Source organism: Stenotrophomonas sp. YJH_SMC_57, from assembly GCF_059369755.1.
Genome location: NZ_JCAFSZ010000002.1, coordinates 421,366 through 443,674 on the forward strand (window position 1 = coordinate 421,366; position 22,309 = coordinate 443,674).

At 67.4% G+C, this 22,309-nt stretch carries 23 protein-coding genes; 17 read left to right on the plus strand and 6 right to left on the minus strand.

Going from position 1 to position 22,309, the window contains the following annotated elements:
• Positions 1–112 precede the first annotated feature (112 nt).
• On the minus strand, positions 113–439 hold the full coding sequence (clpS, locus tag AC5P7U_RS03915) for an ATP-dependent Clp protease adapter ClpS (protein WP_006444529.1): 327 nt from the start codon (positions 437–439) through the stop codon (positions 113–115).
• A 112-nt stretch (positions 440–551) separates the two neighbouring features.
• Between clpS and AC5P7U_RS03920 the strand changes: the two genes are divergently transcribed.
• From AC5P7U_RS03920 to AC5P7U_RS03945, 6 genes are all read left to right on the plus strand, one after another.
• Positions 552–1,025, plus strand: coding sequence for a hypothetical protein (locus AC5P7U_RS03920; protein ID WP_006444527.1), 474 nt, complete (start codon positions 552–554; stop codon positions 1,023–1,025).
• Between the two features lies 1 nt (position 1,026).
• The gene (locus AC5P7U_RS03925; RefSeq protein WP_006444525.1) at positions 1,027–1,488 is read left to right on the plus strand and encodes an NUDIX hydrolase; all 462 of its coding nucleotides are present in this window, start codon (positions 1,027–1,029) and stop codon (positions 1,486–1,488) included.
• Entirely contained in the window at positions 1,485–2,627 is a 1,143-nt protein-coding gene (gene mnmA, locus AC5P7U_RS03930) for a tRNA 2-thiouridine(34) synthase MnmA (RefSeq protein WP_197564548.1), read from the plus strand. The genes AC5P7U_RS03925 and mnmA overlap by 4 nt, the downstream gene beginning before the upstream one ends.
• Entirely contained in the window at positions 2,624–3,238 is a 615-nt protein-coding gene (gene hflD / locus AC5P7U_RS03935) for a high frequency lysogenization protein HflD (protein ID WP_008267693.1), read from the plus strand. The genes mnmA and hflD overlap by 4 nt, the downstream gene beginning before the upstream one ends.
• Positions 3,239–3,400: 162 nt before the next feature.
• A complete protein-coding gene (locus AC5P7U_RS03940) occupies positions 3,401–4,591 on the plus strand; it encodes a methyl-accepting chemotaxis protein (protein WP_008268676.1) in 1,191 nt (396 codons plus the stop codon).
• Positions 4,592–4,689: 98 nt separating this feature from the next.
• Complete coding sequence (locus AC5P7U_RS03945; protein ID WP_049457666.1) at positions 4,690–4,902, plus strand: hypothetical protein; 213 nt, start codon at positions 4,690–4,692, stop codon at positions 4,900–4,902.
• Positions 4,903–5,184: 282 nt separating this feature from the next.
• Here the strand turns inward: AC5P7U_RS03945 and AC5P7U_RS03950 are convergent, their stop codons facing one another.
• Positions 5,185–7,944 carry a bifunctional diguanylate cyclase/phosphodiesterase gene (locus tag AC5P7U_RS03950; RefSeq protein WP_197564549.1) on the minus strand — a complete coding sequence of 920 codons (2,760 nt, stop codon included), beginning with the start codon at positions 7,942–7,944 and terminating at the stop codon, positions 5,185–5,187.
• Positions 7,945–8,075: 131 nt separating this feature from the next.
• On the opposite strand from AC5P7U_RS03950, the gene AC5P7U_RS03955 reads away from it, so the two are divergent.
• Together AC5P7U_RS03955 and AC5P7U_RS03960 are read left to right on the plus strand one after the other, a co-directional pair.
• Positions 8,076–10,178: a sensor histidine kinase gene (locus tag AC5P7U_RS03955; RefSeq protein ID WP_495220802.1), complete on the plus strand. Its 2,103-nt coding sequence runs from the start codon at positions 8,076–8,078 to the stop codon at positions 10,176–10,178.
• Between the two features lie 4 nt (positions 10,179–10,182).
• Entirely contained in the window at positions 10,183–11,955 is a 1,773-nt protein-coding gene (locus AC5P7U_RS03960; RefSeq protein ID WP_197564550.1) for an EAL domain-containing protein, read from the plus strand.
• 90 nt (positions 11,956–12,045) lie between these two features.
• On the opposite strand, the gene AC5P7U_RS03965 is transcribed toward AC5P7U_RS03960, so the two are convergent.
• The 4 genes from AC5P7U_RS03965 to flgA all read right to left on the minus strand — a co-directional run bounded on the left by AC5P7U_RS03965 (position 12,046) and on the right by flgA (position 14,730).
• Positions 12,046–13,266 (minus strand): ATP-binding protein, encoded by a 1,221-nt coding sequence (locus tag AC5P7U_RS03965; RefSeq protein WP_006444180.1) that lies wholly within the window; start codon positions 13,264–13,266, stop codon positions 12,046–12,048.
• 91 nt (positions 13,267–13,357) lie between these two features.
• Positions 13,358–13,696 carry a flagellar protein FlgN gene (locus tag AC5P7U_RS03970; protein WP_006366325.1) on the minus strand — a complete coding sequence of 113 codons (339 nt, stop codon included), beginning with the start codon at positions 13,694–13,696 and terminating at the stop codon, positions 13,358–13,360.
• The gene (gene flgM / locus AC5P7U_RS03975; protein WP_006444133.1) at positions 13,693–13,998 is read right to left on the minus strand and encodes a flagellar biosynthesis anti-sigma factor FlgM; all 306 of its coding nucleotides are present in this window, start codon (positions 13,996–13,998) and stop codon (positions 13,693–13,695) included. Before flgM ends, AC5P7U_RS03970 begins: the two co-directional genes overlap by 4 nt.
• Positions 13,999–14,073: 75 nt before the next feature.
• A complete protein-coding gene (gene flgA, locus AC5P7U_RS03980; RefSeq protein WP_049457670.1) occupies positions 14,074–14,730 on the minus strand; it encodes a flagellar basal body P-ring formation chaperone FlgA in 657 nt (218 codons plus the stop codon).
• A 195-nt stretch (positions 14,731–14,925) separates the two neighbouring features.
• On the opposite strand from flgA, the gene AC5P7U_RS03985 reads away from it, so the two are divergent.
• From AC5P7U_RS03985 to AC5P7U_RS04025, 9 genes are all read left to right on the plus strand, one after another.
• Positions 14,926–15,870 (plus strand): chemotaxis protein, encoded by a 945-nt coding sequence (locus tag AC5P7U_RS03985; protein WP_008267639.1) that lies wholly within the window; start codon positions 14,926–14,928, stop codon positions 15,868–15,870.
• Between the two features lie 139 nt (positions 15,871–16,009).
• A complete protein-coding gene (gene flgB, locus AC5P7U_RS03990; protein ID WP_005409576.1) occupies positions 16,010–16,405 on the plus strand; it encodes a flagellar basal body rod protein FlgB in 396 nt (131 codons plus the stop codon).
• A 3-nt stretch (positions 16,406–16,408) separates the two neighbouring features.
• Positions 16,409–16,816: a flagellar basal body rod protein FlgC gene (gene flgC / locus AC5P7U_RS03995; protein ID WP_005416461.1), complete on the plus strand. Its 408-nt coding sequence runs from the start codon at positions 16,409–16,411 to the stop codon at positions 16,814–16,816.
• 23 nt (positions 16,817–16,839) lie between these two features.
• Positions 16,840–17,523 carry a flagellar hook assembly protein FlgD gene (locus AC5P7U_RS04000; RefSeq protein ID WP_006443955.1) on the plus strand — a complete coding sequence of 228 codons (684 nt, stop codon included), beginning with the start codon at positions 16,840–16,842 and terminating at the stop codon, positions 17,521–17,523.
• Positions 17,524–17,555: 32 nt separating this feature from the next.
• Positions 17,556–18,779 carry a flagellar hook protein FlgE gene (gene flgE, locus AC5P7U_RS04005; RefSeq protein WP_006443953.1) on the plus strand — a complete coding sequence of 408 codons (1,224 nt, stop codon included), beginning with the start codon at positions 17,556–17,558 and terminating at the stop codon, positions 18,777–18,779.
• 32 nt (positions 18,780–18,811) lie between these two features.
• Positions 18,812–19,561, plus strand: a complete 750-nt coding sequence (locus AC5P7U_RS04010) for a flagellar basal body rod protein FlgF (protein ID WP_006443951.1) — start codon at positions 18,812–18,814, stop codon at positions 19,559–19,561.
• Positions 19,562–19,663: 102 nt separating this feature from the next.
• Positions 19,664–20,449, plus strand: a complete 786-nt coding sequence (gene flgG, locus AC5P7U_RS04015; protein WP_005409571.1) for a flagellar basal-body rod protein FlgG — start codon at positions 19,664–19,666, stop codon at positions 20,447–20,449.
• Positions 20,450–20,471: 22 nt separating this feature from the next.
• The gene (gene flgH / locus AC5P7U_RS04020; protein ID WP_008266280.1) at positions 20,472–21,164 is read left to right on the plus strand and encodes a flagellar basal body L-ring protein FlgH; all 693 of its coding nucleotides are present in this window, start codon (positions 20,472–20,474) and stop codon (positions 21,162–21,164) included.
• A gap of 2 nt (positions 21,165–21,166) precedes the next feature.
• Positions 21,167–22,309: a flagellar basal body P-ring protein FlgI gene (locus tag AC5P7U_RS04025; RefSeq protein ID WP_495220804.1), complete on the plus strand. Its 1,143-nt coding sequence runs from the start codon at positions 21,167–21,169 to the stop codon at positions 22,307–22,309.

Here is a 22,309-nt window from a genome sequence, read left to right on the forward strand (position 1 = left end):
TGGTGGGCACGGCCCGTCCGGGATCGATACAGGCCTGCGCCCTGGTAGGTGCCCACCTTGGTGGGCACAACGGGTCCGGAATCAATGTGCCCGGACGAGAATCAGTAGCCGGTCAGGCCTTTTCCATCGTGCACAGCAACGGATGCTGGTTCATCCGCGAGTACTCGTTGACCTGGGCGACCTTGGTCTCGGCCACTTCGCGGGTGAACACCCCGCACACGCCGCGGCCACGGGTATGCACGTGCAGCATCACCTGCGTGGCCTTGTCCAGGTCCATGCTGAAGAACTGCTGCAGCACGTCCACCACGAAATCCATCGGGGTGTAGTCGTCGTTGAGCAGCATCACCTGGTAGAACGGCGGCGGCGCCACTTCCGGGCGCGCGGGCTCCACGGCAACGCCGTGCTCGTGATGGGAATCGGGGGAAGACTCATGGGGCATCCACCCATTATAGAGGTTGCGCCCGGCCTGCGTCGGCCTGCCGCGGATTGGACGACACGGACGCCCACCGTCACAATTGCAGCTTCTTTCAAATCTGTTTCACAGGATCTTCATGAAAAGGACCCTTCTGCCTGCCCTGCTGATCGGCCTGGCCGCCGCCGGCTCCGCCGCCGCCGCGACCGAGGCCGACAAGGCCGTGGCCCGCCACCTGGACAAGCTAGGCTACACCTATGAGGTGGACGAGGACGGCGATTACCGCATGGTCTTCGACGTCGAAGGTGGCCGCACGCAGATGGTCTATGTGCGTTCGTCGGTGGAAGATTTCGGTACCCACAACATCCGCGAGATCTGGTCGCCGGCCTACATCTCCAAGACCAAGCAGTTCCCGGTGGCCGTGGCCAACCGCCTGCTGGAAGATTCGCAGGATGCCAAGATGGGTGGCTGGGTGAAGCAGGACACCACCGCCATGTTCGTGGTGAAGATCGACGCCGATGCCACCGCCGACCAGCTCAGCGACGCCATCGATGCGGCCATCCGCACCGCCGACGCGATGGAGCTGGAACTGACCAAGAAGGACGAATTCTGAGGTGAACACCACGCCGGACCCGCGCTGGGCACCGCACGCCACCGTCGCCACCGTCGTGGTCGACGGCGGCCGCGTGCTGCTGGTCGAAGAGACCATCGAGGGCCGGCAGGTGCTGAACCAGCCCGCCGGCCACCTCGAACCGGGCGAAAGCCTGGCCGAGGCGGCCCTGCGCGAGACCCGCGAGGAAACCGGCTGGACGGTACAGCTGACCCATTTCATCGGCTGCTACCAGTGGACCGCCGGCGACGGCACCGCCTTCCTGCGCTTCTGCTATGCGGCACGCCCGCTCTCGCATGACCCGGCGCAGCCGCTGGACACCGGCATCGACCGCGCGCTGTGGCTGGCCCCGGCCGAGCTGCAGTCCGCTGGCCAACGCCTGCGCAGCCCGCTGGTCTGGCAGGTGGTGGCTGATTTCCTGGGGGGCCAGCGCCATCCCCTTTCGCTGGTCAGGGAGGTCGCATGAGCACTCCACGGGTGATGGTGGGCGTCTCCGGTGGCGTCGATTCCTCGGTCGCCGCCTGGCGCCTGGTGCAGCAGGGCGAGGCCGTAGCCGGGCTGTTCATGCAGAACTGGGCTGATGACGGCAGCGGCGACTGCCGCGCCGAGGATGACCGCCGCGATGCGGTGGCGGTCTGCGGCCTGCTCGGCATCCCGTTCCACTTCCGCGATTTCTCCAGCGAGTACTGGCAGGGCGTGTTCGAGCACTTCCTGGCTGAGTACGCCGCCGGCCGCACCCCGAACCCGGACGTGCTGTGCAACCGCGAAGTGAAGTTCAAGCACTTCCTGGACGCAGCGCGCGAACTGGGTGCCGAGCGCATCGCCACCGGCCACTACGCGCGGGTGACCCAGCGCGGCGGCCAGTGGCTGCTGCTGCGTGGCGCCGACCGCTCCAAGGACCAGAGCTACTTCCTGCACCAGCTCGGCCAGCAGCAGCTGGCGGCCACGCTGTTCCCGATCGGCGATCTTGAAAAGAGCGACCTGCGGCGGATCGCGCGCGACGTCGGCCTGCCGACCCACGCCAAGAAGGACTCCACCGGCATCTGCTTCATCGGCGAGCGCGACTTCCGCGAGTTCCTTGGCCGTTACCTGCCGGCCAAGCCGGGCCAGATCCTCGACCCGGCCGACGGCAGCGTGATCGCCGAGCATCCGGGCGTGTTCTATTTCACCCTGGGCCAGCGCGAAGGCCTGAACATCGGCGGCGTACGCGGCCGTCCGGCCGCGCCGTGGTACGTGGTCGGCAAGGACGTGGCCAGCAACGTGCTTTACGTTGACCAGGACCGCGAAAGCCACTGGATGCTGTCTGACCGCCTGCGCTCGGAAACCGCGCACTGGATTGCCGGTGCGCCGCCGGCGCGGCGCTTCGAATGCACCGCACAGACCCGCTACCGCCAGCCCGACGAGCCGTGTACGGTCGAGGTGCTGGACGATGGCAGCGTGCTGGTCAGCTTCGCCCGCCCGCAACGCGCCGTCACCCCCGGCCAGTCGCTGGTGCTGTATGACGGTGACGTATGCCTGGGTGGTGCAGTGATCGCCGCCACCGATGCGCCGCTGGAACAGCGCCTGCGCAACACCCCTTCTCCTTTTGAGGTAATCGCTGCATGAGTTTCACCGTCGACGACCGCGTCCTGGCCTTGGCCGGCATTGCCCAGGCCCTGCAGCAGGTACGCCGCATCGCCGATACCGGCCATTCCGACGCCGCCGCCGTGCGCACCGCCGTGGACAGCGTGTTCCGCGTCGATGCGTCCTCGCCACAGGAGGTGTTCGGTGACCGCGACGCGCTGAAGGCGGGCCTGCGCCTGCTGCACAACTACTTCCGCAGCCAGGGCCAGGACCCGATCCTGCCCAAGCTGGCGCTGTCGGTGCTGCAGCTGGAGCGGCGCTTCGTGCAGGACGGGGCGACCGTGAACAAGGTCGCCTCGGGCATCGAGCGCGCCCAGCGCCAGGCCACCGAACTGGGCGACAGCGGCCACCCGGACGTGCTGGCCAACCTGGGCGGCCTGTATGCCGACACCATCAGCCACCTGAAACCGCGGGTGATGGTGCAGGGCAACCCGCACTATCTGGGCCAGGCCGGCGTGGTCGCCGAGATCCGCGCCCTGCTGCTGGCCGCGGTGCGCTCGGCGGTGCTGTGGCGGCAGCTGGGCGGCAGCTATTGGGACTTCCTGTTCAGCCGCAAGGCGATGATCGAGGCCGTGGACCGTCAGCTGGCCTGATCTTCACCCACCATCGCCGGGCATCGCCCGGCGAGCGCGCCGCGCAACGACGCGCCAGGCGCCGGAAAACCGGCGCATTCAGAATGCACTTCAAGGCACATCGACGTTAAAGAGAAAGGGGGTACGGCCGATACATCCTCCGTGCACCTCCCGAGAACGTCCATGTACTCACGCATTTTCATCCGTCTGGCCGCCCCCCTGGCTCTGACCCTGCTGCTCCCCTTCGCCATCGGTTTCGAATGGCCGGCCGCCCTGCGCTGGGCGATCCTGACCACGATGACGCTGAGCTGGCTCGGCTTTGCGTGGTGGACCACCCGCGCCCAGGCGCACCGTTCCCCGGAACATGCCCGTGTGCTGCGTGAGCAGGACCAGCTGCTGACCGAACTGCGCAACTTCGTCGGCAACGAGATCGACGGTTCGCGCGGCGAAGTGGAACGTGCCCGTGACCTGATCCGCCAGGCCGTTTCCAGCCTGGGCGGCAGCTTCGATGCGATGAACCGCAAGTCGCGCCAGCAGAGCCAGGCCCTGTCGCGCATCGTCGACCGCGCCGGTGATGAAGGCAGCGCCGGCCTCGACGTTGCCCGATTCGCCCAGCACGCCAGCCATCGCATGGAGCAGCTGGTGGAAGCGCTGGAGCAGGTCAGCGGCCAGAGCAGCACCACCGTGCAGCACATCGACCAGATGGCACAGCACCTGGACGGCATCTTCGCGCTGCTGGAAGACGTCAAGTCGATTGCCGACCAGACCAACCTGCTGGCCCTGAACGCTGCCATTGAAGCCGCGCGTGCCGGTGAAGCCGGTCGTGGCTTCGCCGTGGTGGCCGACGAAGTGCGCAACCTGTCCGAGCGCTCGACCACGTTCAACGAGCAGATCCGCAAGCTGGCGCACAGCTCCAAGGACGCCATCGCCAAGGTGCGCGAGACGGTCTCGCACATGGCCTCGCGTGACATGGACCGCTCCCGTGAAGCGCGCCAGGAAGCGGCGGCGATGCTCGACAACGTCGCGCAGATCAACGCCTCGCTGGGCGACGGCATGCGCGAAGTCTCCGATTGCGCCCGTTCGATCGATGGCAGCGTGGCCGAAGCCGTGCGCGCCCTGCAGTTCGAAGACATCGCCACCCAGGCGCTGGGCGGCGTGCACACCCACCTGGACCGCCTGACCGCGATCAACCGCGAAGCGGTGGCCCTGCAGGAGCTGCTGCACCGCAATGGCGGCGTGTTCGACGAAGAGATCGCCACCGCCCTGCAGCGCACCGGCAGCCGCCTGCGCGAACTGCGCAGCGAATGGGAACGCCCGCCGCACAAGCCGGTTGCCCAGCAGAGCATGGGCGCCGGTACCGTCGAGCTGTTCTGATCCTGATGTCCGCTGCCGCCACCGGCAGCCCGCAAGGCCCCGGTTCGTCCGGGGCCTTTGCCTGTGACCCGCCGTTGGATGCATCCTGTACGCGCACCATGACCCTGATCCGCGCCCTGCCCTCCCTCACCGACACCGAGCGCCCGCGCAACGCGAGCGTGCGTGAGCAGCTGCAACAGCTGGAAGATGTGGCACGCGAGGAGATCCGCGAGCTGCAGCAGCTGGCGGATGCGCGGCCTGCGCCGTCCCGCGCGGACAACGAACTGCTGGGCCTGGCGTGGGACCTGGGCCTGGATGGGAATTCCCTGTAGATCCACGCCATGCGTGGATGATTGCGCATGCCGGCATTCGTGCCGACCAAGGTCGGCACCTACCAGAGCGGGATTCTGATGCGTGGATGATCGCGGGCGCAGGTATGCGTGCCGACCAAGGTCGGCACCCACCAGAGCGGGATTCTTGCGCGTGCGGGCATTCGTGCCGACCAAGGTCGGCACCTACCAGAGCGGGATTCTTGCGCGTGCAGGCGTTTGTGCCGACCAAGGTCGGCACCCACCAGAGAAGGTCGGCACCCACCAGAGCCGGTCCAGATGCGGTCAGCGCACCAGCACCACTTCGCCGCTGGCGTCGGTGCGCATGGGTGCCGGGTGCTGCTGGCGCAGCCACTGCGCCAGGTCACGCGGGCTGAGCGGGCGCGAGTACAGGTAGCCCTGGATCTCGTCGCAGCCCTGGCGGCGCAGCATGTCTTCTTCCTGGTGCGTTTCCACGCCTTCAGCCACCACCTTCATGCCCAGCGCGTGGCCCAGATGCACGATGGCCTGGGTCACTTCGGCCGTGCCCGAGTCATGCAGCATGCCCTGCACGAAACTACGGTCGATCTTCAGGCGCCCCACCGGGAAACGGTTGAGATAGTTGAGGTTGGAGAAGCCGGTGCCGAAGTCATCCACGGCCAGGGGCACGCCATGCCGTTCCAGCACGTCGAAGCAGTGGCGCAGGATGTCAGTGTCACGGATCAGCGCCGACTCGGTCAGTTCCAGCTCCAGCCGCTGTGGTGGCCAGCCGTGCGCGTGGCAGATCTCGATCACACGCTCGGCGAAACCACGGTCACGCAGCTGCACCGCCGACACATTGACTGCGATGCGATCGAAACGCAGGCCAGCGTGGTCCCAGGCCGTCGCCTGCCGGCAGGCTTCGTTCAGCACCCAGTCGCCGATGCGCACGATCTCGCCGCATTTTTCGGCGATGGGAATGAACTCAGCCGGGCTGCAATAGCCGATGCCCGGACGATGCCAGCGCAGCAGCGCTTCGATCGCCGGCGGCTCGCCCTGGTGCGCGTGCAGCAGCGGCTGATAGGCCAGGCTGAACTCTTCGCGTTCGATGGCGCCGTGCAGCGCATGCTCAAGCTCAAGCTTGCGCTGGATGCGGGCCAGTGCGTCCTGGCTGTAGTACTGGTAGGTGTTGCGCCCGGCTTCCTTGGCCGCGTACATCGCGGCGTCGGCCGCGCGCAGCAGCGAATCGAAGTCGGTCTGTGCATCACCCAGCATCGCAATGCCGACGCTGGCGCCCACTTTCAGGGTGGTCTCGCCCCGTCGCAGCGGCTCAGCCAGCGAGGCGATCAACTTGCGTGCCACGTGGCCAGCGTCTTCCGGCTCGGCCAGGTCGCGCAGTACGACGATGAATTCGTCGCCGCTGAAACGCCCGAACAGATCGTTGTTGCGCAGGTTCTGGTGCAGCCGGGTGGCGGCCGCCTTCAGCAGCGCATCACCGGTGGCGTGGCCGAAGCTGTCGTTGATGGTCTTGAAGCCGTCCAGATCGATGAACAGCATGGCCAGCGAGGTACCGCGGTCACGCGCTTCCTCGATGGCTTCGGCGGTCTGTTCGCCGAGCAGCACGCGGTTCGGCAGGCCCGTGAGTAGATCGTAATGCGCCAGCAGCTCGATGCGCTCGTTGGCTTCGCGCTCGCGGGTGATGTCACGGAACAGCACCACGAAGCGCGGCGGCAGGCCATCCCGCCGGTCCAGCTCGACCAGCACCTGCACCCATACCCGCAGGCCGGACTGCCGGTAGAAGCACAGGTCCAGCTGTTCGGGCAACCCGCCGCCGGCAATCCGGCCCAGGGCCGCCTCGAAGGCGCCGCGCGAATCTTCGGTGTACAGCGCCAGCGCCTGGTCGAGGGTGATCGGCTCCTTGCGCAGGCCGTGGATGCGATAGCACTCCTCGGTCCACTGCATGTGCCGGGTCTGCACCTCGATCTCGCAGCCGCCGATGCGGCCCAGTGCGGAAACGCGGTTCAACAGTTCGGTGCGCCAACGGATCAGCGCATCGGTCTGGTGCTGTTCGGTGATGTTCTGGACCTGGCCGAGCAGTCGCTTTGGCTGTCCCTCCATGTCCATCAGCGGCTGCATCCACAGCCGCAGGTGCTGCGAGGGCTCGTTGCCGCGGGTCAGCTCCAGCTCCAGGTTGGCGGCGCGACCATCGCGCCACAACCGCCGCCAGGCCGCGCGCAACGCGCCTCGCGAGCGCGGGTGCAACTGCTTGAGCCAGCGCCGCTGGCCGGGCACGGCGCCCTGCTCCAGCGCCAGCAGCGAGCGCAGTTCCGGCGACCACCAGAAATGACCGGTGGTCGGATCAAACGACCAGCTGCCCATGCTGGCGATGCGCTGCGCCTCGCTCAGGTGCAGCTGCTGTTCCTGCAGCAGCGATTCCAGCTGCTTCTGCTGCTCGATATCGGTATGCGTGCCGACCATGCGCAGCGGCTGGCCATCGGCTGTGCGCGCGACCACGCGCCCCCGGTCCAGGACCCAGCGCCACTGGCCATCGGCCTGGCGGAAGCGGAACTGCGCACTGTACTGCTCGCTCTGCCCGCGCAGATGCTGGTCCAGTGCCGCACGCACCTGGCCGATGTCCTCGCTGTGAACGCGTGACAGCATCTCGGTGGCGGTCTCATCGCCGAGCGCTGGGGTGCGCGCCACGCGGTCGCTGGGAATATCCCAATCCCACAGGCTGTGGCCGGCACTGTCCAGCGCCAGCTCCCAGCGCCCGCCGCCGTCGATGGGCGTTGGCTCGGGAACACTCAGCGTGAACGCCAACAGGTTGCCGGCGCCATCGTGCACGGCGCGCAGGTGGCCGTCGTAGTGACCGCGCGGGCCGCCGGGCAGCGTACAGGCCACGATGCCGCCATCGGCGGCCATCAGGCGCAGATCTTCCAGCATCGGCGCATAGGCCGCCACGGTGGCCGGCAGGCCATGCTCGCGCGCAGCCGGATTGGCCGCCAACGGGCGTCCCGTACGGTCGACGATGACCAGCGCCGACGCAAGCGGGTGCTGCAGCAGGCTGGCGATGATCCCTTGGTCCACGCGATCTTGCTCCGGATGACACGCCCGTCAGCGGGGCACGCAGTGGTTAACGGCGCCTGCGGCGGATAATTGAGTGGTCAGGGCACACCCGCGCGGTAAGATGGCCGGCGCCCCTTTCATCCCTCCCATCCATGCCCGCAGACCCTACCGGCAAGGCCCCTGTTTCCGACCCGCGGATGGCGCAGGCGCTGAGCCGCGACCGGCGGCGGGTGGTGCTGAGCTACCTGGTGATGGCGCTGGCCTGGATGATCGCGACCGATGGCGCGGTGCAGGCACTGGTGCCCGACCCGCAGCAGGCCGCGCTGTGGCAGGGCCTGAAGGGTGCATTCTTCGCCCTGGCCAGCGCCGGGCTGCTGTACCTGCTGTTGCGCCCGCTGGCCGAGCACGTGCTGCAGACCCATGCCCGGCAACAGGCGTCGGAACTGCGGCTGCGGCAGATGTTCGAGGGCAATCCCGGCCCGATCCTGGTCTACGACCTGGATACGCTGGCCATCCTCGACGCCAACCCCGCCGCGTGCGCGACCTTCGGCTGGGAACGCGACGAGTTGCTGGAGCAGACCATCGATGCGCTGTGGCCGCCAGGCCAGGACCAGGCCCTGCAGACCAAGCTGGAAGCGATCCGCGAGGCGCCGGAGGAACTATGCATCCTGCGCACGCAGCTGCAGCTGCGTGACGGCAGTCAGCGGCAGATGGAACTGCGTTCCAATGCGATCAGCTACGACGGCCACAATGCCCGCCTGCTGATCGCCATCGACCGCACCGCCGAGGACCTGGCGCAGCTGCGCCGTGACCAGGCGCTGGCGCGGGTGGAAGAAGCGCACGAGCTGGCCCGCATCGGTGCATGGGAGCTGGACCCGTCCACGGCCCTGGGCCGCTATTCCAACCAGGTCTATCGCCTGCTCGGCCGCCGCCCGCCCGAGGCGCGCCGCTGGCACCGCTTCGACGAACTGCTGGTGCCGGCTGACCCGGCCACCGCCACCCAGACCGAACAGCTGCTGTCCGAGCTGTGCTCCGGCGACCCGGTGCAGGTGGACGTGCTGCTGCCGTTGCTGTCGATGGACGGCCGTGCATTGATGGTGCACCTGCGCGCGGCCAGTGGCATTGATGAGTCCGGCCGCAGCCGCGTGCTGGGCACCCTGCAGGACGTGACCGAGCGGGAACAATCGCGGCGCCTGCTGCGCGAGCGCGAGGAACAGTTCCGCGAGCTGGTGCGGGTGCTGCCCGATGGCGTGGTGATTCTCTCCGACGAGCACGTGCTGTACGCCAATGCGTGGGCCGCCAGCCTGTTCGGCTATGGCAGCCACACCCTGCTGGGTGAGCCGCTGTCAGCGCTGGTCGCTGCAGGTGACCTGGCGCGGGTTCGCAGCCAGCTGCGCGCCGGGCAGCCGCACCTGGGCCCCGGGCACAGCAGCGTGGTGGCGATGCAGCGCGCCGACGGCCGCAGCTTCCATGCCGGGCTGGCGGTGGGTGAAGTGCGCTATGGCGGCCGCGACTGCAAACTGCTGATCGTGCGCGACCTCAGCGATTCCGAGCGCACCCGCAGTGCGCTGGAAACCAGCAACCGCGAGCTGCAGGCGATGGCCGGCCGCCTGTTCTCGCTGCAGGAAGACGAGCGCCGCGCGATCTCGCGCGACCTGCACGACGACATCGGCCAGGCGATCACCGCAATCAAGCTGTCGGCCTATGCGGCGCAGGACGAGGATGACCCGCAGCGCCGCGCCGAGGACCTGGCGCAGATCGTGACCCTGGCCGACACCACCGTGGCCAAGCTGCGCGATATCTCCACCCTGCTGCGCCCGCCGCAGCTGGACGCACTGGGGCTGGAGGCCGCGCTGAGCTGGCAGGCACGCGTGCTGTTCCGGTCCTCGCCGGTTGAACTGCTGGCCGAGATCGAGCCGCTGCCGCACCGCCCGGACAACAGCATCGAACAGGCCTGCTTCCGCATCGCGCAGGAGAGCCTGACCAACGTGCTGCGCCATGCGCGCGCCAGCCAGGTGCAGCTGCAGCTGCGTGACGTCGGGCAACGCGGGCTGCACCTGCAGATCCGCGATGACGGCGAAGGTTTCGACCCGGATGGACCGCGCGGGCTGGGCCTGATCGTGATGCGCGAGCGCGCGCAGAGTGTCGGCGGCCATGTCCGGATCGAGTCCGCGCATGGCGAAGGTACCCTCGTCGACGTCCACCTCCCCTACCAGGCGGCCGGCATGGCCGCCGTCGAGTCACCGGAATACTGAGCCTATGTGGAATCCCAACCTGCCCCCGGTCAGCATCGATGATGCACCCGACCGCCTTGGCGCCGGCAATCCCGAGCTGCAGGCGATGGTCGCCGACGCGGCTTCGGGCGGTACCGCGCTGATGCTGATGCATGTGGACATCGACCACTTCGCCTCGGTGAACGAGAACATGAGCGCGGAAGTGGGCGACCAGGCCCTGGTGCTGGTGGCGCAGCGCCTGCAGTCCTACCTGCGCGGACGTGGCAAGTTGTGGCGCCACGGCAGCGACGAATTCCTGATCGCGGTGCCGCGCACCGCCGACCTGCCGCTTCCGGAAGACTTCGCCGAGGAGATCCGGCAGCAGATGGAGCTGCCGCTGTCGGTGCTGCCGTACACGCTGTTCATGACCGGCAAGCTGGGCGTGAGCCTGTGCCCGGAACATGCCAGCAGCACTTCGCGCCTGCTTGACCACGCCGAAGACGCGCTGTACCAGGCCGCGCGCGAAGGCGGCAACGCGGTGCGCATCCACGCGGTGGATACCCCGCCCAGCGCGCACAGCGAGAGCATCATCGCGCGGCAGATCGTCGATGCGATTCCCAACGGCGAGTTGAAGCTGCGCTACCAGCCGCTGGTCAGCGCCCGCGATGGCCACGTGGTGGGCATGGAGGCACTGCTGCGCTGGCAGTCGCCCACGCTGGGCATGCTGGTACCCGAACGTTTCATGCGTACCGCCGAGCGACTGGGGATCATCGTGCAGATCGGCACGTGGGTACTGGAAGGCGCGCTGAAACAGGCACGCATGTGGCGCGACCAGGGCTTCGATGACTTCACCATCGCGGTGAACGTCTCCACCCTGCAGCTGCTGCGGCCGAACTTCTTCGCCGAGGTGATGTCGCTGATGCAGGCCGCCGGTGTTCCGGCGCACATGCTGACGCTGGAGATCAACGAAAGCGCGCTGACCAACAACGTCAATTTCGTGCACGAGACGCTGGCCAACCTGCGCAATGAAGGGATCAGCCTGAGCCTGGACAACTTCGGTACTGGTGATTCCAGCCTGAGCGCGCTGGTGCGCTACCCGGTGGACAAGCTGAAGATCGACCGCAGCTTCATCAAGAGCGCGCCGGCCGGCAACCGCGAGGCCGCCATCGCCCGCGCGATCATCGCCATGGGCCACCAGCTGGGCATGACCGTGATCGCCAATGGCGTCGAGTCGCAGGCGCAGCTGGGCTTCCTGCGCCGCAACGACTGCGATGTGTTCCAGGGCTACCTGTTCGGCGAACCGATGTCGGCCGATGCCGCCGGCATGACCCTGCGCCGCCGTTACCTGCGCCCGGAGGCCTTCGCCGAGACCCGCCCCGACCGCACCCTGCTGCTGCTGGATGACGAGGAGAACGTGCTGCGCTCGCTGGTGCGGCTGTTCCGCCGCGACGGCTACCGCATCCTGGCCGCCGGCAACGTGCGCGATGCGTTCGATCTGCTGGCGATCAACGACGTGCAGGTGATCCTGTCCGACCAGCGCATGAGCGACATGAGCGGTACCGAATTCCTCGGCCGGGTGAAAATGCTGTACCCGGATACGATCCGCCTGGTGCTGTCCGGCTACACCGATCTGAACACGGTGACCGACGCGATCAACCGCGGCGCGATCTACCGTTTCCTGACCAAGCCGTGGAACGACGACGAGTTGCGCAAGCACATCCACCAGGCATTCCGCACCTACGAGGAGCAGCGCCGCAGCAATGCCGGGCCGGCGCCGGTTGAAACCGGCGAGGGTGGCGAGGATCGCCCGCAGCGGTAACCGGCGTTGTAGAGCCGGGCGCTGGCCGGCTACCCCGCGGCACCTGCTTTCATGGGGTTGCCGGCCAGCGGCCGGCACTACCCCAAGCCGTCAGCGCGGCTGCTTCACCGGCAGCACCACGCGGAAGCGCGAGCCGACGCCCGGGGTGCTGTCCAGGTCGATGCGGCCGTGGTGCTTGTTGATGATGCTGTAGGAGATCGACAGGCCCAGCCCGGTGCCGCTGCCCACCGGCTTGGTGGTGAAGAACGGATCGAAGATGCGCTGGCGCAGTTCCGGCGAGATGCCGCCGCCGGTGTCTTCGAACTCGACCCAGACATGATCGCCATCAACGCCGGTGCGCACGGTGATGGTGCCGCGCTCGGCGATGGCGTGGCCGGCGTTGAGCAGCAGGTTCATGTAGACCTGGTTCAGTTCCGACGGCAGGCACTCCACCAGCGGCAACTGGCCGAACTCGCGCACCAGGGTGACCTTGTACTTGAGCTCGTTCCAGATGATGTTGATGGTCGATTCCAGGCCCGCATGCAGGTCGACCAGCTTCCACGACTCATCGCGACCGGAATACGAAAAGTCCTTCAGGTCGCGCACGATGCGGGTGACCCGCTCGATGCCCTCGCGCGACTCGGCCATCAGCTGCGGCAGGTCGCGGCTGATGAAATCGATGTCGAGGCGGTCGCGGATATCGTCGATCTCCGGAATCAACGCCTTCGGGTCCGGCGCACGCAGGGCGCGCTCGTAGGCCTCGATCACGGTGAACAGGCTGCGCAGGTATTCCTGCAGGCTGCCCAGGTTGGAGTGCACGTAACCGATCGGGTTGTTGATCTCGTGCGCCACACCCGCGGCGAGCTGGCCGATCGAGGCCATCTTCTCCGACTGCAGCAGCTTTTCCTGGGTGCCGTTGAGGCGCAGGTAGGCCTGGCGCAGTTCGGCGTGGCGCTGCTGCAGCTCGCGTTCGTAGTCTTCCTGCCCTTCGATGTGGCGGAACAACGCCAGGAAGTGCCCTTCGCCAACCGGGCCGTGGTGGTACAGGTGGGCGATGACCACGCCCTCGCCCAGCGGCAGGCTGCCGTTCCAGTGACCATGCTGGCGCGCCTGCTCCAGCGCGTCGGGCGGCAACAGTTCACGCAGGCGCTGCGGCGGCGGCAATGCGCCGTCTTCGCCGTTGGCCAGCAGGTTCTGCGCGGCCGGATTGGCCAGGGCCACCTGCCCGTCCTCGGTGAACAGCAGCAGGCCTTCGCGCAGGCGCTCAAGCAGCGCCTGCAGCACCGGCTGCGGCGGAAGGGGGGCGGTAACCAGGGCGTTGGCAGCGGACACGGCAACTCGGGGCGTTCGAACAGGCGCCCAATATACGCGGTCACGCGGCGGGCTTCAGCCCGCAGGGAGGGGGTGTGCGATCGCCGTCGCGTCAGGCGACGGCGAGGGGGCGGCGGGCGGTGACCGTGTGCGACTGGCCCTTGGCGTCGTAGGCCGAGGCGTCTTCGGTACGGCCCAGCTGGCGCAGCGCCCAGTTGACCTCACGGCGGCGGCGCGACAGCAGCACACCGTTGGCCCGGTTGCGTTCGGCCAGTTCCTGCAGCTGTTCGCCCTCGCCGACCGGCGGTGCGCCTTCCAGCGCACGCAGTGCTTCCAGCTTGGCGCCGGTGGCACGGATCAGGGCGTGCACGTCGTGCTCGACCAGGGCCTGGCGCTCAACGTCCAGGGCCTGGGCGAGACGCTGCAGCGGCTCGCTCATCGCTGCGGTCATCCCTGCAGCTGCTGGTCCAGATCGAGCATGCGCGAAGCGATCGCATCCGGATTGATCTTGTAGGTGCCGTTCTGCAGCGACTCGCGCACGGCGGCCACGCGCTGGGCGTCGATCGCCGGGGCGGTGGTCAGCTCACGCTCGATGGCCTGCAGATTGGTGGCCTCGCCGGTCAGGCGCAGGCTGTCGGCGGCCTCGACCGGGCGTGCCGGCGAATCGCTGCTGACGCCGGGCTTGCTGGCCGGGGTCGTCACGCTGCGCAGTGCTTGGGGGACCTGCAGGTTGCCGTCGATTTTCTGGCTCATGGGGTGTCCTGGAGTTGCCGTTCACAAGGGATAACGGCCGCTGGGCCGTGATCTTTAGGGATATTCTGCGGTAATTCAACGCGCCACGATTACGTCACCTGCGGCATCGACCGTGCCCTGCACGATCCTCCGCGAGGACAGGTTCTCCACCGAGACCCGTTCATTCTCGCCCGCGTCACCCATCGCACGGCCGGCAATGCGCACCTCGACCGAGCCGCGACGCGACACCAGGGCCACATTGTCTCCTCGCTTGATGAGACGCTGCACCACCAGGTCGTTGTTCGACAGCAGGGCCCCGGCCTGCAGCGGACGGCGGGCAATGCGGCCGATCGCCGCGTTGGGATCGGCCAGCACCGCACCGGCAATCCGGGCAGCATCACGCTGGGCAGTGGTGATATCGGCGGCGGTGAGGGTTTCTCCAGTGCCGATTCCGCGATTGAGCACCAGCACGGTCTGGTTGCGCCGTACCTTCACCGGCACGAACAGGCGCCAACCGCCTGCATCGGGACAGCTGACCTCCACCGTGGTGTTGGCAGTGGGCTGCACCTGCAACGCACCGCCACACTTCGGCAGGCGCAGCGCGTCGGCCACCTGGGCCTCGCCTTCGCTGCCGGCCGGCAGCGTCGTCAGCGCTGCTGCGCGGATGCTGGCCACGGGCTGCCAGTCAGCGGCGCCCGCCCAGGGCGTGGCCAGGGCCAGGGCGATGGCATAGAGAAATGTGACCCGGCGCATGGCGCCTCCTGTCGAGGGGATCTGGCCCAGCTGCGTGCAAGGCGCGTGCCAGAGGATCGGGATCGGGATCGGTAGAGTCGACTGTTAGTCGACTATCGCGCAGTCGACTAACAGTCGACTCTACAAATGCGGTGCGGGACACATGAGCGTCACGCCACCCTCAAGTTCCGGAGCTGCCGCGCCGATACAGCAGCCATGTCCCATGACCTGCTCAACCGGATCGACCAGCGGACCCGACTGGCCGGCCACAACCGCCTGGCGCTGCTGCTGTTCCGTCTCGGCGGACGTCAGCTTTTTGGCGTCAATGTCTTCAAGGTGCAGGAAGTCCTGCGCCGCCCGGAGCTGTTCCAGGTGCCCGGTCTGCCCAGCCAGTTCTCCGGCGTGGCCGACGTGCGGGGCCGCTCGGTGCCGGTGCTGGACCTGGGCCTGGCGATCGGACACCCCGAGCGTGAGCCCGATGCGGACACCTCGCCCGGCTACCTGGTCGTCACTGAATTCAACCGCTCGATCCAGGGCTTCCTGGTCAGTGGCGTGGAGCGCATCGTCAACATCGCGGTGGAAGACATCCACCCGCCGCCGGAGCTGGGCGCTGAATCGAGCTACCTGACCGCCGTGACCCGCTTCCAGGGCGAGCTGATCCAGGTGATCGACGTCGAAAGCGTGCTGGCCGACATTGCCCAGGTCCGCGGTGAAGCCGTGCTCGACCCGGCGATGGCGATGCCCTCCGATGGCCCGCAGCTGCAGGTGCTGGTGGTGGACGACTCGCGCGTGGCCCGCCAGCAGATCCGCAGCGTGCTTGACCAGCTGGGCGTGGGGGCGACCCTGCTGTCCGATGGCAAGCAGGCGCTGGACCACCTGCTGCAGATCCACGCCTCGGGCGAGAACCCGGCCGAACGCTACGCGATGGTGATCTCGGACATCGAGATGCCGGCCATGGACGGCTATACGCTGACGACGGAAATCCGGCGGCACCCGGGCCTGGCCGGCCTGTACGTGCTGCTGCACACCTCGCTGTCGGGCGTATTCAACAATGCGATGGTCGAGCGCGTGGGCGCCAACGCCTTCGTCGCCAAGTACTCGCCGCACGAGCTGGCCGACTTCGTGCTGGACCGCCTGCGCAAGGTCGCACTGGCGGCCTGACGGCCCGCCGATCCGGTAGTGCCGGCCGCTGGCCGGCAACCGCAGGCACATCTCAGAGCCGGCCAGCGGCCGGCACTCCCCTCCCCTGTTTGGCACACCGCTTGCAGCTTCCCGGGCAACGTTCCCGTGGGAGTGCACCGTGCGCAACCTGATTACCGACTACCTGGGCGTCCATGCCCAGGCCATGCCGTTGCGCGAACAGCGGATGAAGCTGATCGCCAGCAACCTCGGCAATGCCGACACGCCCGGCTACAAGGCCCAGGACCTGGACTTCGACGCTGCCCTGCGCCACGCCCAGGGGCAGGATGCCAATGGCCTGATGGCCACCACCCACGAACAGCACTACGAGATCAGTAGTGGCCTGAACCCGTTCCAGATCGCGCGCGAAGGCGTGCAGCCCAGCCTGGACGGCAACACCGTCGATCCCGATGCCGAGCGCGCTGCCTATGGCCGTGCCGCGCTCGAGTACCGCGCCTCGCTCAGCTTCGTCGAGAGCAAGGTGCGTTCCATGCTGACCGCGATCACGGGGCAATAAGCCATGAGCAACCTGCCGATCTTCGACATCGCCGGCTCCGCGCTGCAGGCGCAGTCGGTGCGCATGAGCACCATCGCCTCCAACCTCTCCAACGCCGACACCGTCGCCGGTTCCGCCGACGCCGTGTACAAGCCGCTGGAGCCGATCTTCCAGGCCGTCACCAGCAAGAACGATCCGAACATCACGTCAGTGAAGGTGAAGGAGATCACCCAGAGCGAGGCGGCGCCGATCAAGCGCTACGAGCCCGGCCATCCGCTGGCCGACGCCGACGGCTACATCTACCAGCCCGATGTCGATCCGGTGGCGCAGATGGTCAACCTGATCTCGACCTCGCGCAATTACCAGGCCGGCGTGGAGATGTTGACCACGGCCAAGGAACTGGCGCTGGCCACCCTGACCATGGGCCGCTGAGGCCCGAAGTACCGGATACCGCCATGACCACCACCGTCAACAACCAGACCAACCAGGACGTCTACGCCGCGCTCGGCCTGAACGCTCCGAACAGCAACGCCACGAAAAAGAAGAACACGCTGGACCAGGCCGATTTCCTGCGGCTGATGACCGAACAGCTGCAGCACCAGGATCCGCTGAAGCCGATGGACAACACGCAGATGGTCGCGCAGATGGCGCAGATGTCGACCGTGCAGGGCATCACCGATCTGAACAAGACGGTGAAGGGCTTCCAGGAATCGATGGCCAGCGACCAGGTGCTGCGTGGTGCGGCGCTGGTCGGCCACCAGGTGCTGGTGCCGTCGGAAAAGCTGGTGCTGGAGAAGGAAGGCAGTGTTGAAGGCACGGTCGCCGCACCCTCGGCCGGCATCATCACCGTGGACATCACCGATGCCAACGGCACCAAGGTCACCTCGCTGAGCGTGGAGGCCAAGGCTGCCGGCGAAACCGCCTTCCAGTGGGACGGCAAGGACGCCAACGGCAAGCGCATGGAACCCGGCAAGTACAGCGTGGTGGCCAACCACGTCGACACCGCCGGCAAGAGCACCAAGCTGTCCACCTACGTGCAGGCCCCGGTGGAAAGCGTGACCGTCGGTTCCGACGGCCTGTACCTGAATCTCAAGGGCCTGGGCACGGCCCCGATCGACTACGTGCTCCGCGTCAGCTGAGCCGCACATCCCGCACTTACCAGGAGCATCCCATGGGCTTCAATGTCTCGCTGTCCGGCATCAATGCCGCCAACTCCGACCTGAGCGTCACCGCCAACAACGTCGCCAACGTCAACACCACCGGCTTCAAGGAGTCGCGCGCCGAGTTCGCCGACCTGTTCTCGGCCACCGGCTACGGCCTGTCGAAGAACGCCGTGGGTTCGGGCGTGCGCGTCTCCAACGTTGCCCAGCAGTTCAAGCAGGGCCACAACGAACAGACCGGCCGCAGCCTGGACATGGCCATCTCCGGTGAGGGCTTCTTCACCATGAACATGAACGGCACCCGCGTGTATTCGCGCGCCGGCAATTTCCAGACCGATGCCTCCGGCTTCGTGGTCAATCCGCAGGGCGCACGCCTGCAGGTGTTCGCACCGAATGCCGACGGCACCAACTTCGATTCCGGCCGCATCGTCGACCTGCAGCTGCTGACCACCGACAGCGCACCGAAGCAGACCAGTGAAGTGAAGGTCGGCTTCACCCTGCCGGCCAACGCCAAGCCGCCGACCGTCGCCACCTTCGACCCGACCGACTCCAACACCTACAACCACTCCAGCGGCGGCATCACCGTGTACGACTCGCTGGGCGTGAGCCATATCCAGGTCTCGTACTTCGTCAAGGGGGCCAACCCCAATGAGTGGACCGTTCGCAATTACGTGGACGGCCAGCCGGCCGGCACGCCGACCCCGGTCACCTTCGACAACAGCGGCAAGCTCACCGCACCGACGGACGGCAAGGTCAGCCTCGGCACCTTCACCCCCAACACCGGCGCCGGCCAGTTGAACATGACGCTGGATATCACCGGCTCGACCCAGTACGGCGAGAAGTTCGCCCTGCGCAACACCCAGCAGGACGGCTATGCCGCCGGCAAGCTCAACGAGATCACCGTGTCGGAGACCGGCGTGGTCTACGCACGTTACTCCAACGGTGCCGACAAGCCGCTGGGCCAGGTCGCGCTGACCACCTTCAACAACCCGCAAGGGCTGGAGTCGAAGGGCAACAACCTGTGGGTGGATACCTTCAGCTCGGGCACGCCGCGTACCGGCATGCCGGACACCTCCAACCTCGGCAAGATCCAGGCCGGTTCGCTGGAAGCGTCCACCGTCGACCTCACCGAGCAGCTGGTCAACATGATCACCGCGCAGCGCAACTTCCAGGCCAACGCGCAGATGATCACCACCCAGGACCAGATCACCCAGACCGTCATCAACATCCGTTGATGAGCTGCTGACCCTGCTACGGAACTCCCCGCATGGATAAAGCCCTTTACGTGGCGATGACCGGTGCCCGCGCCTCCCTGCAGGCGCAGGGTACGCTCAGCCACAACCTCGCCAACTCGGACACCCCCGGCTTCAAGGAAGCGCTGGCCAACACCGAAGCCTTCCCGATCCGCGGCCCGGGCTTTGCCTCGCGGGTGGATGCGCTGCACGTCGACGCCGGCTTCAACCGCCGGCCCGGCGCGCAGCACATCACCGGCAAGCCGCTGGACCTTGCACTGCAGACCGGCACCTGGCTGGCCGTGCAGTCCAGCGATGGCAGCGAAGCCTATACGCGCGGCGCTGCACTGTCGGTCACCCCGAACGGCCAGCTGGTGACCTCCAGCGGCCGCCCGGTGCTGGATGACAACAACAATCCGATCGCCATTCCGCCCTACCAGGCGATGGAGATCGGCGCCGACGGCACGATCTCGATCATCCCGCAGGGCGAAGGCCCGCAGACCATGGCCCAGGTCGGCCGGATCAAGGTCGTGCAGGCCCCGGACGAGCGCCTCGAGCGCGGCCTCGATGGCCTGTTCCGCAACACCGACCCACAACAGCCGTTCGCACCCGCACAGGGCACCGCCGTGCACAGCGGCCAGCTGGAAGGCAGCAACGTCGATGCCGCCGGCGCACTGGTGCAGATGATCCAGCTGCAGCGCCAGTACGAAATGCAGGTGCAGGTGATCAAGCACGGCGACGACAACGCGCGCAGCGCCAACAGCCTGCTGCGCCTGGGCAGCTGACGGAATTCCGGCGCCGCCCGAGCGCGGCGCTGGCACACCGCTTGCAGAACCGCTACCAAGGGCCGCATCGCGCGGCCGGCTCCACCAGACAGGACACCGAAGATGAACCAGGCATTGTGGATCGCGAAAACCGGACTGGATGCGCAGCAGATGCGCATGTCGGTGGTTTCCAACAACCTCGCCAACACCAACACCACCGGCTTCAAGCAGGACCGTGCCAGTTTCGAAGACCTGCTGTACCAGCAGGTGCGCCAGCCCGGCGGTTCCTCGTCGGCGCAGACGCAGCTGCCGACCGGCCTGCAGCTGGGTACCGGTGTGCGCGTGGTGGCCACCGCCAAGAACTTCGAACAGGGTGGCCAGCAGCAGACCGGCCGCGCCCTGGACGTGATGGTCAACGGCCGCGGTTTCTTCGAGGTGCAGATGCCCGACGGCAGCTCGGCCTACACCCGTGATGGCTCGTTCAAGATCAACCAGGACAGCGAGCTGGTCACCAACAGCGGCTATCCGGTGCAGCCGGGCATCCAGATTCCCGAAGGCGCGCAGTCGGTGACCATCGGTACCGACGGCACCATCAGCGTGAAGATGGCCGACGGCGCCGCCTCGGTGGAAGTGGGCGCGTTGACCCTGACCGACTTCGTCAATCCGGCCGGCCTGCAGGCCCGCGGCGAGAACCTGTTCCTGGAGACCACCGCCTCCGGCCCGGCACAGAACGGCAACCCTGGCCTCAACGGCCTCGGCACCGTGGTGCAGGGCGCGCTGGAAGGCAGCAACGTCAACGTGGTGGAAGAGCTGGTGTCGATGATCGAAACCCAGCGCGCCTACGAAATGAACGCCAAGGCGATCTCCACCACCGATTCGATGCTCGGCTATCTCAACAACAAGCTCTGACCGGCCCAACCGGGAAACCGCCATGTCGCCCATTTCCACCTTCGCCCGCACTGCCCTCGCCTGCGCCGTGGCCGCCCTGCTCGGTGGCTGCGTGATCGCCGGCGACGTGCGCCCCTACGCGGCGATGGCGCCGATCCAGCCGATCATGCCGCCGCAGGCCGCGCCGACCGCCGGTGCGATCTACGCTGCCGGCCCGACCCTGCAGCTGTATTCGGACCGTCGCGCACGCGATGTCGGCGACCTGCTGACCATCACCCTGCTGGAAAACACCACCGCGCAGACCAGTGCCAACACCGCCACCAACAAGGAGTCGAACCTCAACCTGGGGACGCCCTCGATCCTCGGTGCGCCGGTCACGCTGGGCGGCAAGGACATCCTCAGCGCGTCGGCCACCGGCAAGCGTGATTTCACCGGCAAGGGCAACAGCGCGCAGAGCAACCGGCTGCAGGGCAGCGTCACGGTCACCGTGGTGCAGCGCCTGCCCAACGGCAACCTGGTCGTGCAGGGGCAGAAGAACCTGCGGCTGAACCAGGGCGACGAACTGGTGCAGGTGCAGGGCATCGTGCGCCCCGGTGACATCAGCCAGGACAACACCATTCCGTCCAGCCGCGTGGCCGAAGCCCGCATCGTCTACGGCGGACGCGGCCCGGTCGCGCAGTCCAACGCGATGGGCTGGTTGAGCCGCTTCTTCAACTCCGGCCTGACGCCGTTCTGAGTATGGCCATGAAAGCTCTCTTCTCTTCCACGTGGCAGCGACGCATCGCGTCGCTCTACGGATCATTCTTCCTTCTGCTGGCAATGGCTGCGCCGGCCAGCGCCGAGCGCATCAAGGACCTGGCCCAGGTCGGCGGCGTGCGCGGCAATGCGCTGGTGGGTTATGGACTGGTGGTGGGCCTGGATGGCAGCGGTGACCGCACCAGCCAGGCACCGTTCACCGTGCAGAGCCTGAAGAACCTGCTCGGCGAGCTCGGCGTCAACGTGCCGCCGAACGTCAACCCGCAGCTGAAGAACGTGGCGGCGGTGGCGATCCATGCCGAACTGCCGCCGTTCGCCAAGCCGGGCCAGCCGATCGACATCACCGTGTCCTCGATCGGCAATGCGGTGTCGCTGCGTGGCGGCTCGCTGCTGATGGCTCCGCTGCGCGGTGCCGATGGCCAGATCTACGCGATCGCCCAGGGCAACCTGATCGTCGGCGGCTTCGGTGCGCAGGGCAAGGACGGTTCCCGCGTCTCGGTGAACGTGCCCAGCGTCGGCCGCATTCCCAACGGCGCCACCGTTGAACGTGCCCTGCCCGATCCGCTCGCCAATGGCGGCGACATCACCCTGAACCTGCACAACAACGATTTCACCACCGTCTCGCGCATGGTCGCTGCACTCAACAACGCCTTCGGCGAGGGCGCGGCGCGTGCCGTCGATGGTGTGACCGTGGCGGTCACCGCACCCACCGATCCCGGCGCGCGCATCGGCCTGCTGGCACGCATCGAGAACCTGGAGCTGACCCCGGGCAGCGGGCCGGCCAAGGTGGTGGTCAATTCGCGCACCGGCACCGTCGTCATCGGCCAGCAGGTACGGGTCGGCCCGGCCGCGATCTCGCATGGTTCGCTGACCGTGACGATCCAGGAAAACACCAACGTCAGCCAGCCCAACGCCCTGTCCGGCGGCCGCACCGTGGCCAGCCCACAGTCGACCATCACCGCCACCAACGACGGCAGCCGCATGTTCAAGTTCAGCGGCGGCACCACCCTGGACGAAATCGTGCACGCGGTGAACGCCGTGGGCGCGGCGCCGGGCGATCTCATCGCGATCCTGGAAGCCCTGAAGCAGGCCGGCGCACTGAGTGCCGAGCTCGAGGTGATCTGA

Coding starts and splice junctions, on each gene's coding strand:
- clpS (WP_006444529.1), bottom strand. CDS start 439: ATGCCCCATGAGTCTTCCCCCGATTCCCATCACGAGCACGGCGTTGCC.
- AC5P7U_RS03920 (WP_006444527.1), top strand. CDS start 552: ATGAAAAGGACCCTTCTGCCTGCCCTGCTGATCGGCCTGGCCGCCGCC.
- mnmA (WP_197564548.1), top strand. CDS start 1,485: ATGAGCACTCCACGGGTGATGGTGGGCGTCTCCGGTGGCGTCGATTCC.
- hflD (WP_008267693.1), top strand. CDS start 2,624: ATGAGTTTCACCGTCGACGACCGCGTCCTGGCCTTGGCCGGCATTGCC.
- AC5P7U_RS03940 (WP_008268676.1), top strand. CDS start 3,401: ATGTACTCACGCATTTTCATCCGTCTGGCCGCCCCCCTGGCTCTGACC.
- AC5P7U_RS03945 (WP_049457666.1), top strand. CDS start 4,690: ATGACCCTGATCCGCGCCCTGCCCTCCCTCACCGACACCGAGCGCCCG.
- AC5P7U_RS03955 (WP_495220802.1), top strand. CDS start 8,076: ATGCCCGCAGACCCTACCGGCAAGGCCCCTGTTTCCGACCCGCGGATG.
- AC5P7U_RS03960 (WP_197564550.1), top strand. CDS start 10,183: ATGTGGAATCCCAACCTGCCCCCGGTCAGCATCGATGATGCACCCGAC.
- AC5P7U_RS03970 (WP_006366325.1), bottom strand. CDS start 13,696: ATGACCGCAGCGATGAGCGAGCCGCTGCAGCGTCTCGCCCAGGCCCTG.
- flgM (WP_006444133.1), bottom strand. CDS start 13,998: ATGAGCCAGAAAATCGACGGCAACCTGCAGGTCCCCCAAGCACTGCGC.
- flgA (WP_049457670.1), bottom strand. CDS start 14,730: ATGCGCCGGGTCACATTTCTCTATGCCATCGCCCTGGCCCTGGCCACG.
- AC5P7U_RS03985 (WP_008267639.1), top strand. CDS start 14,926: ATGTCCCATGACCTGCTCAACCGGATCGACCAGCGGACCCGACTGGCC.
- flgC (WP_005416461.1), top strand. CDS start 16,409: ATGAGCAACCTGCCGATCTTCGACATCGCCGGCTCCGCGCTGCAGGCG.
- AC5P7U_RS04000 (WP_006443955.1), top strand. CDS start 16,840: ATGACCACCACCGTCAACAACCAGACCAACCAGGACGTCTACGCCGCG.
- flgE (WP_006443953.1), top strand. CDS start 17,556: ATGGGCTTCAATGTCTCGCTGTCCGGCATCAATGCCGCCAACTCCGAC.
- AC5P7U_RS04010 (WP_006443951.1), top strand. CDS start 18,812: ATGGATAAAGCCCTTTACGTGGCGATGACCGGTGCCCGCGCCTCCCTG.
- flgG (WP_005409571.1), top strand. CDS start 19,664: ATGAACCAGGCATTGTGGATCGCGAAAACCGGACTGGATGCGCAGCAG.
- flgH (WP_008266280.1), top strand. CDS start 20,472: ATGTCGCCCATTTCCACCTTCGCCCGCACTGCCCTCGCCTGCGCCGTG.
- AC5P7U_RS04025 (WP_495220804.1), top strand. CDS start 21,167: ATGGCCATGAAAGCTCTCTTCTCTTCCACGTGGCAGCGACGCATCGCG.